We start from the raw sequence: 13,056 nt of genomic DNA on the forward strand, positions 1-13,056 counted from the left end.
TGGGCGAAACAGCGTGTCTTGGATCGGGCCGAACGGAATTCGGCCTCAACCGCACGGCTGAAAAGACCATGCGTTTTCGCTTCGAAAGAGCATGGTGGCCTGATTTCGGTGCGCCCATCGTCATGGGGGGCGAGCGCGCCGCGTGTCGTCCCGCCAGGAAAATCGCTTCCCTGCGCTCGGCGACAAGCCGGCCGCGGCTTGGTCCAAGCCCGGGGCCGGCAGATGCGCTATCTCCTTGCATACGGCTCCCACGGAGCGCTCGACCACAAGCCTGCGTGTGGGTCGCGTGTGCGTCGTGACGGGTCCGGCGGGGAGTGCCGGGCATGGCGCCGCGCATCCTCGCGACAGCGACGGTGAGGCGCGATCGAAGCAAGGGACGGCGTGAGAATGCAATTGTTTGCGGCCTCCGTCGCCGCTGTTTTGGCCCGACCGGCAGCGATTCTCGCGCGAGATCCGCCGCCGCGCGTCGCTCCCGCCGAACTCTCGGCCATGCCGGCATGACCGATACGCGATACGGTGCCGCACCTTCAGCAGCAGATGGCCGAGCGATGAGGAGCCCTGCCATGATCCGCGTCGCGAGCCTTGCCGCCGTCTTCATCGTCCTGCCCGTCGCCGCCACCGCCGGGGAGCGCGGAAGCCTGCGCACCTTCGGCGATTGGGCGATCGGCTGCGACAATGGCCGGGCGTGCCACGCCGTCAGCCTGCTGCCGGCCGATGTCATGGAAGATTGGTTCCTGCGCCTCGATCGGGACGCCGCAGCGACCGCCCCGGTGAACCTGGCGCTGATGCCGCAATCCGACAGCTATCCGCATTCGGGAAATCTGCGCATGCGCGCTGCGGGCGCGGAGATCGCAAATCTGACGATCGGCCGGGGCGTCAGCCCGCAGGACGACGGACTGGTCATTCAGGACCGCGCCACCGTGGCGGCCGTGATCGCCGCGATGAAAGACGCAGCGGCACTGGAATTGATCTTCGAGCAACAGCCGGCGGGCGGCGACGTGCGGGTCAGCATCTCGCTTGTCGGCGCCAGGGCCGCGCTCCTGCGCATGGACGACCTTCAACGCCGGCTCGATACGGTGACGGCGCTTGTCCGCCGTGGCCGCAAGTCGGCCGACGCCGTGCCGACGCCTCCGGCCCTGCCGCTCGTCGTTCCCGAGCGCAAGACCGCCGGAGGGCCGCCGCCCGACGCGCTGCCTGACACGGCGCGCGCCGAGATGGTCCGCCAGTCGGCGGGTTATTGCGACGACGATCGCAGCCGTCCCGGCTCCGATGGCCGGAACATGGTTCGCCTCGGTCCCGGGCTGGTTCTCGCGTCCGTCGCCTGTTTCAGCGGCGCCTATAATTTCGCGCGAGCCTACTTTCTGGTCGACGGGAATCCGACGCCACGGGTGCGGCCGGCGCTGTTTCCGCGTCCCGTCGAGCAGAAAGACGAGCCGGATCGGGACCCGATACCCGACAACGTGCTTTGGAACGCCGACTTCGCGGCAAACTCGACCGAGATCAGTCAATTCTCCAGGGGACGCGGCTTTGGGGATTGCGGCGAAACCGGCGTCTGGCGCTGGGGCGGCCAGCGGTTCGAGGCCGTCTCCGTCACACTGATGGATAGCTGTCGCGGCATCCGCGCCGGCGACTGGCCGCAAATCTATTCCAGCCGCGACAGGGGGCGATAGTCCACCCCGAAATGCCGGTCTGCCGAATTCCCTCAATGCATGGAACCGGAAGGACCGCCTCCACGCTGACGCCCGTCATCGCCGCTGCGTGGGAGCTCACCGGGCCGCGCTGGGGTTGCATCCGAACCGGCGCTTGAAGCTGCGATTGAAGTAGGAGATGTCGCTGAACCCGACCTCCAGCGCGATATCGCCGATCCGCTTGTGCTGATGGCGCGTATCGACCAGCATTGCCTTGGCGTCTTGCAGGCGCAGTTCCAGAATGCGTTCCGAGAAACTGGCTCCCGTCGAGGCGAGCAGGTCTTGAACGTAGCGGGCCGAAAGCCCGAGCTGCAAGCCGACCAGCGGCGCGGAGAGCGCCGGCTTGCGGTAATTGCTCCTGATCTGCTTCAGGACCGCCTGCAACCGCCCGGCGCGCAAGCCGCGCGTGCCGGCGAGTTCGGCGTCCAGGCCCTTGGCCCCGGTCGCCAGCCCCACCAGGTCGACGATCGTATCGCTGATGTGGTCGAGCAGCGCCGATCCCGGCGCCAGGGTCAGGCCGTCCACCATCGTCAGATAGTTGCGCAGCAATCCCAGCGCTTCGTTGTCGGAGGCGATCAGCAAGCCTTGCTTGTCCGCGATCCCAGCGAACTTGTCGTCCAGCAGCTTGCGCGGCATGACGAGGTTCGCCCAGACGTTGTGATCGCCCCCCGTGAAATGCTGGGGTTGGGAAGCGTCCAGGAAGGCGCTGCCCGCGTTCATGACGACCTTGTTGGCGCCGTAGGTTCCGCCGATGACGGACGGCCCGAAATTCATCACCAGCACATAGACGTCGAGCGGGGTGATGCGGATGCCATGCGGCGTGCGGGCTACGCGATTGATCGTCCCCGACATCTTCGCATAGGTCAGCTCGCCGATGGCCGCCGCCCGCAAGGTCGCCTCGAACGGCTTTTCGGAAATGCCGACCTCGACCGGCGCCACCTCGGCGTAGTGCATGTCGCGCCAAAGGTGGAAGCGCTCCCGATGGCTCAGATGCTCGGGCAGTCTCGCGGACGAAAATTCCTGTCTCGGCGGCACGGCGAGTCCCTTCCCCAACGGCCCGCCTTGCTATTCTTGGGAGCCGCTGAACCGATCGGCGTGACCGGCCGGCGAGGAGCGGCGGTTTCGCGCAGGCTAAGACGGGCACTCACCATCGGTTCGTCGCAAGGCTCGAACCGAACGCCCCGGATCTGTAATCGTGCGCATCCGTCCATGTCGTCACCGCAAAGTATGACGTCGTAGGATTTCGGGCATGGTTTCTTGTTCTCATATTTTGCCGAAGACGGAAGGCTGGGTGTTGGATTATAGTGTCGCAAGAACAATCGATTGATTTTGCGGATGATGATGGAGCGTGGCGTGACGAGGCTTGATGCCGAACGACTTTCATCTATCATTGGCGACATCTATGATTGTGTTCTGGCTCCTGATGGTTGGGTCAGCGTATTGAACCGAATAACGGAGGCGACTGACGCGGCCTATACGACCGTGGCGCTGGCAGGCGCTCAGGATAGTCATGGTCGCTTTGCCGCCCATTCGACCTGGGACGCCGAGCAGATGCGGGTGCTTCAGGTCGAATACGGATTTGACGACATCCCCGGTCTCAAGCCGGCTGTTATCGGTGATATCGACACGCCGCTGACAACTCTGTCCTGCCTCGGCGAACCGGAGCTGCGCGCCACGAAATTCTATCGCAATTGGGCGGGGCCGCAGGGATTGCGCGAAGGTTGCATGGTCAAGTTCGTCGACACGTCGGATCGCATCGGGCTTCTCGGCACCTCCATCTACGCCGACCGGGACGTGATCTCCGGCGAGGAGCAACGCTTCCTGGCCTTGCTCTCGCCGCATCTGCGTCGCGCGGCCCTGATCGGCGACTTGCTCGACCAGGCGCGCGTGATGGCGCAGTTCTACCGCGAAACCCTTCAGGCGCTGTCCACGCCCATCGTCCTCACCGACGCCGAGGGCGGGCTTCTCTATGCGAATGCCAGCGCGGAGCGGATGCTGACCGCAGGGGCGCCGATCCAGTTACGGAGCGGCGTGCTGCAACCGCGGAACCCCGCGATGGGCGGCGCGCTGCTGACCGCCATCGCGGCGGCGGCGAATGCCGATATCACGCTCGGCGCGCGCGGCATCGGCCTGCCGATCTCGTGCACGGGAGAAGCGGCGGCCGTCGCCTATGTCCTGCCGCTGACCGCCGGCACGGCCCGGGCCGCCTTCCGGCCGGCGCGGGCGGCCATCTTCGTGTCGACGACGATTTCGACGACGCCGATACCGGAGGCGGTGTTGACGACGCTGTTCGACCTGACGCCGGCCGAAGCGCGCGTTCTCCTCAGGATCGGCAGCGGCGCCGGAGCGGCGGCGACGGCGCGTTCGCTGGGGATCGGCGAGAACACCTTGAAGACCCATCTCAACCGCATCTATGCCAAAACCGGCACGAGCCGTCAGCCCGATCTCGTGAAGCTCATCGCCGATATCGGCGCCCCGCTGGTCGTGAGCGCGCTGGATGCCGCCGATCTCCCCAATAAGGCGTCCCTCAGCCGCGTCGCCCATGACGGCCCTGTCCATTAGGCAGGATTGCCGGCCAAAATCAGTCCGATTGCACTCCGGTCCTAGGATAGTGCGGCTCCGTCCAAGACCGGCGAGGACTCAGTCCCTACCGTGCGCGCCATCGGCAGGCCCGTCGCGACGCTGCATGGCGCCCTCGGTCTCGCTCCACCGAACTTAGACAAGGCAAGCATCCATGACCGATATTCCCCGCGGCGCCACGACGACGGCGGTCTTCGAAGGAAGTCTCTCCGAAGGCGGCGTCTCCTTCTCGGGCTACTACGAGGACTTCTACGATGCCGACTGGATCAAGATTTCCCTGGTCGCGGGTACCACCTACCATTTCTACGGCAGCGACATGCTGCCGGGCGCGAACACCGGCGACTCCGTGCTGCAGCTCTTCAACGCAGCGAGCGTGCTGGTCGCGACCGACGATGACGGCGGCGTCGGGGCCAACAGCAACCTGACCTTCACCGCGTCCTCGACCGGGACCTATTTCGTTGCGATCCACGACTACGATGCCAATCCCGGGCAATACAGCATCGACGTGACCAGCACGGTGGCCACCGACCATCAATTGACGGACAGCGCCGACATCTACACCGGCGCCATCGGCGAACGCATTCTTGGCGGCCGCGGCGACGACATCATCACCGTCGGCGCCGGCCTGGACGCGCTGGGCGAGCAGGGCAACGACATCATCGAGGGCAATGACGGCGCCAACTTCATCTCCGGCGGCACGGGCAACGACACGATCTTCGGGAATGGCGGGAACGACACTCTGTTCGGCGGCGTCGGCGACGACTATGCCAGCGGCGGAGACGGGGACGACCGGATCTTCGGCGGTGACGGCGGCGACCTGCTCTACGGCGGTGTCGGAAACGACGCGATCCGTGGCGGGAACGGCGCCGACTACATCTCGGGAGGCGACGGCAACGACACGCTTTCGGGCGATGCCGGCAATGATCGCCTCCAGGGCGATGCGGGGGCCGACAAGCTCAACGGCGGCACGGGCGCCGACTGGATGCTCGGCGGCGACGGCAACGACTCCTACGTCGTCGACAATGCCGGCGACGTCGTGAACGAGGATGGCTCGGACGGCGTCGACAAGGTCTCGTCCTCGATCAGCTTCGACCTGTCGAACGCGACGCGCAGCATCGGCAACGTCGAGAACCTGACCCTGACCGGCTCGGCCAGCATCAACGGCACCGGCAACGCGCTGGCCAACGTCATCACCGGCAACGCCGGCAACAACAGCCTGAGCGGCAACGAGGGTAATGACACGCTCAAGGGCGGCGACGGCCAGGACAAGCTCACCGGCGGTCTCGGCGCCGACAAGCTGACCGGCGGTGCCGGGGCCGACACCTTCCTCTTCAACCTGGTCAGCGAGAGCACGCCGGTCGCCGCCAGCCGCGACGTCATCTACGACTTCAGCCATGCCGAGGGCGACAAGATTTCGCTCGCCGCCATCGATGCCAACGCCGGTGCGGCGGGCAATCAGGCCTTCAGCTTCATCGGCACGGCCGCCTTCTCGCACCATGCCGGCGAGCTGCGCTTCACGACGCAGAGCGGCAACGTCTACGTCTATGGCGACACCAACGGCGACGGCACCGCCGACTTCTCCATCCAGGTCAATGGCCTCGCCGCGATCACTGCCGCCGACTTCATCTTATAGGGACGCGGACGCAGCGCCGCATCCTGCGGATCCTTGGCGGGAACAGGTGTCCCGGTTCGCGGACAAGCGCATCGGCCTGCGTCTTCGGCCACCGGACTGGACGGCTCCGCGCTGGTTCGCGGCTGCCCGCCCAATCCCTGACGGCTTCGTATCCTCAGCATCGCTGCCGAGCTGCCGCGTAAGGCCTCCGGAGGAGGTGGACGAAGGGCGAAAGCTCCGCCGCCACTCCGGTCTCTCTCAACATCGATCGGGTCGGGTCACGATCTGCCCCGTCGCACGTGCGGAAGGACACGCGCTCCCTCCAGAGACCAGATCGGCCGCGCTGGAGGCCCTTCGTCGTCGCCGGCCACACGGGAGGACATCGTCGGGGCACTGTCGCCCCGCGCCGGCCGCCATCCGGAGCGTCCTGAGGTCTTTGACCGAGCATGGGCAGCACGGCGTGCTTGCACAACCCGTCACGGGCATGCAGCCTCCGGCAAGGAAGGACGAGTGAGTTGCGGGAATGCCGGACGTCTACCCCTGGCCGAGGGACTATCAGGAGAGCGGCCTCGCGCGCCTGATGGCACGTTGGCCGGAGCGACATCCGGAGCTTTGCCAGTTGCGCGGGCGACAAGGATTCATGCTGCTGTGTGGCCTCCTGCCACTCCACGCTTTCGGCTGCCGAGCAGTGTGCGCAGGTCGCGGAACCGAAGGCGGCGACCCAGGCGGACGCGTTCCGCAAGCTTGCCGCGACGATCGAAGTGGAGATCAAGGCGATCTATTTGGCGCCCATGACGAGCCACGCCCCGTGAGCGCGAGCGCCGTCACGAAGCGGGCCGTCCCAGTTTCCTGAGACGGCCACACGCGCTCCCGGCGGACATAGGCCGCGCTCGGGATCCGGGGCGGGCCGAGCTAATTCGCTTCTAATCCATGGCGCTGCATTGTGGCCTGCCGCCCGTCGAACGGACGCACGAGGTGGCGCAGGAGCCGGGGGGGCGTCTCCCGTGCCTTCCCGGCTCCTGCGAGAGGTGACCGTTGAGGCTGGCGCCGGCAAGCGGCTGGCCCAGCCACGATGGCGCCTGAATTCAGGCGAACCGTCAGTCACAAGCCGAGCCGGGAACGGCATTCGTCTCGCGCGCCGGCCATGGAGGGTGCGATGAACGCGTATGGGATGAAGCCGCTACTGGGCGGGCTTGGACTGGCCACGCTGCTCGCTACCGTGCCGACCGCAGGCGCGCAAGCCATGTCGATGAAGGATTGCGGTGGGTTGTATGAGCAGGCGAAGACGGCTGGCACGCTCGGCAACATGAGCTGGAACGATTTCCGCAAGGCCAAATGCGGCACGGCCGCCGCTGCGCCTGCGCCGTCGCCCACGGCAGCCCCTGCACCAGCGCCGGCCCCCGCACCGACGGCGGCGCCCGCTCCGGCGCCCGCGCTGGCGACGAAGACGACCAAAGCTGCCCCGGCTCCTGCTGCCCCGACAGCTCCGATCAATACGACGGCCCTGCAGGCTCCTGGCGCGAACGGCGAGCACGCGCGTATCAAGGAGTGCGGTGCGGAATGGAAGGCCAACAAAGCCTCGCTGCAGGGCCAGTACAGCTCCTGGCCGAAATATTGGAGTGCTTGCAACACGCGCCTCAAGACGACCGGACACTGACCGACGACCCCCGGCGGGCGACCGCTGAAGAGCGGCATCCGGTTGGCTCCGGGCGGCGCGCGGGCTGCCGGAGGCTACGGCAGGGCCTGCCGTTTCGAGCGGGCCTTCTTCTGGGGCGCCACCATCGGTACGACGGCCCGGCGCACAGAATCTGCGGCCGGGACGGCATGTTCCGGTTGGGGAACGGACGTTCCCGGTGCCCGTCCTTCCGGTCGCTCCGCCGGGGCGGCGGCGTCCGCGTGGAGCCGACCGCCGCGAAGCTATCGCAGCCGGGTCAGGTCGGCGGCGCGGTTGTCGATGATGACTTCCATGGAGAAGAAGCCGGTCACCGTCGCCAGGTCGAAATTGGTGATGAGCTTCTGGTAGAAGGCGTCGTAGCCGGACATCCCCTTGGTGACGACCTTGATGAGGTAGTCCCAGTCGCCGCCGATCCGGTAGAAATCGATCACCTCTGGCAGCCGCCCGACATGCTGGCGGAAGCCGTCGGCCCATTCCTTCGAATGATGGCGGGTCCGGATCATGACGAACACCGTCAGGTCGAAGCCCAGAGCCGCCAGGTCGATCTCCGCGTGCGAGCCGCGGATCACGCCGCTGGCGGTGAGCCGCTGCAGGCGGCGCCAGCAGGCGTTCTGGGACAGGCCGACCTGTTCGGCCAGGTCGCGTTGCGACAGCCCACCGTCCTTCTGCAGGCAGGTCAGAATCTTCAGATCAATCCCGTCTATTTTTTCCATCTTTTCGATCATATGACCCACAAGTGGGCGAAAATCACCAAAAATCGATAAGGTTTCATCGGTCGCGCGGAATAAAATCGGTGTCAACCCATCTCTGGAGGCACCCATGCCAGCGGACGGAGCACATCCGCCATCTCCCGTCGGCCCGATCGGGCGTTTCAGGCACGGCCTCGCGGCCGGCGACACGATCGCCGGGCTGCGCGAGGGCCTGATCGGCGCGGACGCCACGATCAGCGGGCCGTTCGGGACGAGGGATCTCGTCTACGCCGACTATGTCGCCTCCGGGCGCGCGCTTCGGCAGGTCGAGCGGTTCGTCCTGGAGGAGGTGCTGCCTTACTATGCCAACAGTCACACCGAGGCCTCCTACTGCGGCGGGTTCATGACCCGCCTGCGCCGGGCCGCGCGAGCCGCGATAGCCCAATGCTGCGGCGCGAGCGAGCACCACGCTGTCATCTTCACGGGGGCAGGCGCGACCGCCGGCATCAACCGGCTCGTGAACCTGTTCGGTGTCGCCGGCGCGGCCGCCTCCGGCCGGCGCGTGCGCGTCGTCATCGGCCCCTACGAGCACCATTCGAACATCCTGCCCTGGCGCGAGAGCGGCGCGGAGGTCGTCGAAGTGGCCGAAGGCCCGGCCGGCGGGCCGGATCTCGCGCTTCTCGACGAGGCGCTGCGGGCGGGCGGCGCGGCCGATCTCACGGTCTGCGCCGTCTCGGCCGCCTCCAACGTCACCGGCATCGTCACCGATGTCGCGGCCGTGACGCGCCGGGCCAGGGCCGCGGGCGCGAAGGTGATCTGGGACTATGCCGGCGCCGGCCCCTACCTGCCGATTGCGATGTCGCCGGCTGAAGGGGCGGAGATCGACGCGGTGGTGGTGTCGCCGCACAAGTTCATCGGCGGCCCGGGAGCTTCGGGCGTGCTGATCGTGCGCCGGGATGCGGTCGTGGCGACGAAGCCGTCATGGCCGGGCGGGGGAACCGTCAAGTTCGTCTCGCCGACCGCGCACGACTACGCCGACAGCCTGGAGGCGCGGGAGGAGGCGGGCACTCCGAACGGGATCGGCGACGTCCGGGCCGCGCTCGCCTTCCTCGTCAAGGACGCCGTCGGCGCCGAGGCGATGGCGCGCCGCAACGCGGAGCTGACCCGCCGCGCCCTCTCGGCGTGGCAGGGCGCGGCGGGACTGGAGCTGCTCGGCCCGCCCTCGCCGGACCGGCTGCCGATCTTCTCCTTCCGCATCCGGGACGGACGCGGCGGCCATGTCCATCACCAACTGGTCACCCGCATGCTCAGCGACCGCTTCGGCATCCAGGCGCGCGGCGGCTGCGCCTGCGCCGGGCCCTATGTGCACAGGCTCCTGTCGATCGGACCGGCGGAATCGGAGCGCCTGCGCCGGGCCATCCTCGACGGCGAGGAGATCCGCAAGCCCGGCTTCGTCAGGCTCAACCTCAGCGTCCTCCTGCCGGACGAGAAGGTGGCCTTCATTCTCGACGCCGTCCGGCAGCTCGCCGCCGATGCGACCGCCTTCGAGCATCACTACGACTTCGATGCCGGCCGCGCGATCTTCTTTCCGCGCGCGCAGGGCCGGTGGGCGGAGGCGTAGGGCATGCCGGGACCCGACGTCGCCGCCTTCTTCGATCCGCGCACCTGGTCGATCCAGTACGTGGTCGTCGATGCCCCGACCCGGCAATGCGCCGTCATCGATCCCGTTCTCGATTTCGACGAGAAGTCGGGGGCGACGGCGACCGTGAATGCCGACAGGCTGCTCGATTTCATCCGGGCCGAGGGCCTGACGCTCCGCTGGATCCTCGACACCCATCCCCACGCCGACCACCTGTCGGCCGCGGCTTACCTGAAGGCCTGCACGGGAGCGCCGACCGCCATCGGCGCCCGTGTCGTCGAGATGCAGCGGATGTGGGCCGGGATCTACAACTGGCCGGACCTGCGCACCGACGGCTCGCAGTGGGACAGGCTGTTCGACGACGGGGACACCTTTGCGATCGGCGGCATGACGGCCGGGGTGATGGACTCGCCCGGCCACACGCCGGCATCGGTGACCTACCGCGTCGGCGATGCCGCCTTCGTGCACGACACCCTGTTCATGCCGGACAGCGGCACGGCGCGGGCCGACTTTCCCGGCGGCAATGCGCAGGCGCTGTGGCGCAGCATCCAGGTCATCCTGGCCCTGCCGGACGAGACCCGCCTCTTTGTCGGCCATGACTACCAGCCGGGCGGCCGCGAGCCGTGCTGGGAGAGCACGGTCGCCCTGCAGAAGGCGGGGAACATTCATCTGGCGCGTTGCGCCGGCGAGGCGGCGTTCGTGGCCTTCCGCCAAGAGCGCGACCGCAGCCTGCCGATGCCGAAGCTGATCCTGCACGCCCTGCAGGTCAACATCAACGCCGGGCGGCTGCCGGAACCGGAAGCCGACGGCCGGCGCTACCTCAAGTTTCCCCTGAACGCCCTCGGCGATCCGGCCTGGGACTGAGCCGCGCCGGACCGCACCGTTTCACCCAGCGTGTCTCGATCGCCCGCGGAGCGGCGGTGGGCACCGCGGAGGCAGGACCCATGTCGCCGGATCTGCTGCAATATGGCCTCGGAGCCGTTGCCGGAGGCCTGGTCGGCCTCAGCCTGGGGCTGTTCGGCGGCGGCGGCTCCATCGTCGCGGTGCCTCTGCTCGTCAAGCTCGTGGGGGTCGCCAGCATCCATGTCGCCATCGCCACCAGCGCGGTCGCCGTCGCGGTCAATGCGCTGGTCGGGCTCGCCCTGCATGCGCGCCACGGCGCCGTGCGGTGGCGCTGCGCAGCCCTCTATTGCCTGACCGGGGTGTTCGGCGCCTGGATCGGCACCGGGTTCGGCAAGGCGCTGGACGGACGGCAGCTGATGCTGTGGTTCGCCGGGCTGATGGTGGTGGTGAGCCTCGGCATGCTGCGGCGCCGCAATGCGGCCGGCGACCCCGCCGCGGATTGTACGCTCGCCAACGCCCCGAAGGTGCTGACCTTCGGCGCCGGCACCGGCGTGGTCTCCGGCTTCTTCGGCATCGGCGGCGGCTTCCTGATCGTGCCGGGCCTGATGGCGGCCACCGGCATGCCGGCCGTCAATGCGGTCGCCTCCTCGCTGGTCGCCGTCACCGCGTTCGGGGCGACCACGGCGGCAAGCTATTCGGCCTCCGGGCTGGTCGACTGGCCGCTGGCCCTGTCCTTCGTCCTGGGCGGGACCGCGGGCGCCCTGGCCGGGTGCCGCGTCGTCCACGCGCTGGGGAAGCATCAGTCCCGGCTGAACACCCTGTTCGCCGCCGCCATCCTGCTGTTGGCCCTTGGATTGGCCTGGCGCGGGTGAGAGCGGCCGGGCCTGTCGTCGCACCGCATCGGATTGATGCTGGCGATCCGCGGCGTTTCGGCTGGTCTGGAGTGCCGCATTGGTCGTAGCTGCACCTTCCTCAGCGTGGTTAGCGGCTGCGGTGACAGGAGGCCCCCAATGAGGACGATCCTGTTCGATAGGGCTGTTGAAGCCGTGCGCCGCCTTCCGCCGGAAACGCAGGATGAAATCGCTCGCGCCATGCTCGGCCTTGCCGAGCAGGACGGCGAGCCGGAGCCCATTGACCCGGACACCGCGACGCCGTGATGGAAGGTCTGGCGCAGGCGGAGCGCGGCGAATTCATTGCCGATGAGAAGATTGCCGCTCTGTTCCGCAACTTCGACGCATGAAGCTCTCGGTCACCCCGCGCGCCTACGACGACATGGAGGCGATCCGGGCTTATATCGCGTAGCGGAACCCGGCGGTCGCCACACGAGTCCGCAACGCTCTTGTCGATGCTTTCCGTATCATCAGCGAACATTCGCACATTGCTCATGCGCTTGAGGCTGGTGTTCGGCGCTTCGTCCTGCCCCGCTACCCCCTATCTGATCTTCGACAGGGTGGTCGAGGTTGAAATTCAGATTTTCGCTGTCCGCCACTCTGCGCGCAAGCCGGAGGAATGCCGATGCCCTACCCAGCCGCGTGGCCGGCGCGGAAGCCGGCGGCGATGAAGCCGACGAGCTGGTGGACGAGGTGCTCGCTGTCCTTCGTTCCCTGCTTCAGCCGGAGGTCGGGCAGGTCGCGCGCAGCCGGGTCGAGGTCGGCAAGGATCTGCATGATGGCCCCGCGGGCGAAATCGTAGCGCAGGCCCACCTCCTCGCGCGACAGGTCGGGCAGGGCCGCTGCCAGCTCGTCGAGGAAGCGGCGATGGATCAGGTCGAACTGTTCGGCCAGGATGGTGTTGGTAAGCGGATGCGGCAGGGCCCGGACCTGCAGCAGCAGGCGCACCGCCGAGCGTCCGCCATAGGCGTCGACCGACAGCTCCACCATCGGGCGGACCAGCGCCTCGACGATGCTCTCGAGCGGCGGGGGGGCGCCGCCGCCCGCCGCCACGCAGGCCTGGAGCGCCTTCAGGCGCGCATCGTTGATCGGCCTGAGGCAGGCTTCCAGGACCGTGCGCGTCAATTCCTCCTTGGAGCGGAAGTAATAGTTCACGGCGGCAACATTGGCGCCGGCCTCCTCGGTGATCTCCCGCAGTGTCGCCGAGGCGATGCCGCGATTGGCGAAGATGCGCAGGGCGGCCGCCAGCAGGCGGTCGCGCGTGTCGGCATCCCTGTCCGATCGCTTGGCAATTGTCTGATCCAAGGCTCCCCTCCTAGAGTGCGGTCGCTGCCGGTTCTGGTATCGTCGCAGACCCCGCCTTTGGCGGGGCGCGATATCACAACCTATTCGGATTTCAACGCTGGGCGGAACAAGAAGAGCGCTCGCGGCATCCGATCT

12 protein-coding genes are annotated in these 13,056 nt (G+C 67.6%); 9 read left to right on the forward strand and 3 right to left on the reverse strand.

The window, feature by feature from the left end; all coding sequences use genetic code 11:
* Positions 1 to 563 precede the first annotated feature (563 nt).
* Entirely contained in the window at positions 564 to 1,670 is a 1,107-nt protein-coding gene (locus tag AC27L4_RS22095; protein WP_487144533.1) for a DUF1176 domain-containing protein, read from the forward strand.
* Positions 1,671 to 1,766: 96 nt separating this feature from the next.
* Here AC27L4_RS22095 and AC27L4_RS22100 read toward each other — a convergent pair whose 3' ends face one another.
* Positions 1,767 to 2,642, reverse strand: a complete 876-nt coding sequence (locus AC27L4_RS22100; RefSeq protein WP_487144534.1) for an AraC family transcriptional regulator — start codon at positions 2,640 to 2,642, stop codon at positions 1,767 to 1,769.
* A gap of 399 nt (positions 2,643 to 3,041) precedes the next feature.
* Between AC27L4_RS22100 and AC27L4_RS22105 the strand changes: the two genes are divergently transcribed.
* From AC27L4_RS22105 to AC27L4_RS22120, 4 genes are all read left to right on the forward strand, one after another.
* Positions 3,042 to 4,250 carry a PAS domain-containing protein gene (locus tag AC27L4_RS22105; protein WP_487144535.1) on the forward strand — a complete coding sequence of 403 codons (1,209 nt, stop codon included), beginning with the start codon at positions 3,042 to 3,044 and terminating at the stop codon, positions 4,248 to 4,250.
* A 172-nt stretch (positions 4,251 to 4,422) separates the two neighbouring features.
* On the forward strand, positions 4,423 to 5,901 hold the full coding sequence (locus tag AC27L4_RS22110; RefSeq protein ID WP_487144536.1) for a calcium-binding protein: 1,479 nt from the start codon (positions 4,423 to 4,425) through the stop codon (positions 5,899 to 5,901).
* Positions 5,902 to 6,530: 629 nt separating this feature from the next.
* The gene (locus tag AC27L4_RS22115; RefSeq protein WP_487144537.1) at positions 6,531 to 6,692 is read left to right on the forward strand and encodes a hypothetical protein; all 162 of its coding nucleotides are present in this window, start codon (positions 6,531 to 6,533) and stop codon (positions 6,690 to 6,692) included.
* Between the two features lie 344 nt (positions 6,693 to 7,036).
* Entirely contained in the window at positions 7,037 to 7,537 is a 501-nt protein-coding gene (locus AC27L4_RS22120; RefSeq protein WP_487144538.1) for a hypothetical protein, read from the forward strand.
* 260 nt (positions 7,538 to 7,797) lie between these two features.
* Here the strand turns inward: AC27L4_RS22120 and AC27L4_RS22125 are convergent, their stop codons facing one another.
* Positions 7,798 to 8,280 (reverse strand): Lrp/AsnC family transcriptional regulator, encoded by a 483-nt coding sequence (locus tag AC27L4_RS22125; protein WP_487145231.1) that lies wholly within the window; start codon positions 8,278 to 8,280, stop codon positions 7,798 to 7,800.
* A gap of 94 nt (positions 8,281 to 8,374) precedes the next feature.
* Here AC27L4_RS22125 and AC27L4_RS22130 point away from each other — a divergent pair, with 94 nt between their 5' ends.
* The 4 genes from AC27L4_RS22130 to AC27L4_RS22145 all read left to right on the forward strand — a co-directional run bounded on the left by AC27L4_RS22130 (position 8,375) and on the right by AC27L4_RS22145 (position 11,883).
* Complete coding sequence (locus tag AC27L4_RS22130) at positions 8,375 to 9,865, forward strand: aminotransferase class V-fold PLP-dependent enzyme (protein WP_487144539.1); 1,491 nt, start codon at positions 8,375 to 8,377, stop codon at positions 9,863 to 9,865.
* A 3-nt stretch (positions 9,866 to 9,868) separates the two neighbouring features.
* Positions 9,869 to 10,747 carry an MBL fold metallo-hydrolase gene (locus tag AC27L4_RS22135; RefSeq protein WP_487144540.1) on the forward strand — a complete coding sequence of 293 codons (879 nt, stop codon included), beginning with the start codon at positions 9,869 to 9,871 and terminating at the stop codon, positions 10,745 to 10,747.
* An 80-nt stretch (positions 10,748 to 10,827) separates the two neighbouring features.
* Positions 10,828 to 11,598 carry a sulfite exporter TauE/SafE family protein gene (locus AC27L4_RS22140; protein ID WP_487144541.1) on the forward strand — a complete coding sequence of 257 codons (771 nt, stop codon included), beginning with the start codon at positions 10,828 to 10,830 and terminating at the stop codon, positions 11,596 to 11,598.
* Positions 11,599 to 11,736: 138 nt separating this feature from the next.
* Positions 11,737 to 11,883, forward strand: a complete 147-nt coding sequence (locus AC27L4_RS22145; protein ID WP_487144542.1) for a hypothetical protein — start codon at positions 11,737 to 11,739, stop codon at positions 11,881 to 11,883.
* Positions 11,884 to 12,246: 363 nt separating this feature from the next.
* Here the strand turns inward: AC27L4_RS22145 and AC27L4_RS22150 are convergent, their stop codons facing one another.
* On the reverse strand, positions 12,247 to 12,921 hold the full coding sequence (locus AC27L4_RS22150) for a TetR/AcrR family transcriptional regulator (protein WP_487144543.1): 675 nt from the start codon (positions 12,919 to 12,921) through the stop codon (positions 12,247 to 12,249).
* Between the last annotated feature and the right edge of the window lie 135 nt (positions 12,922 to 13,056).

This window comes from Labrys sp. Lb11 (genome assembly GCF_057554225.1).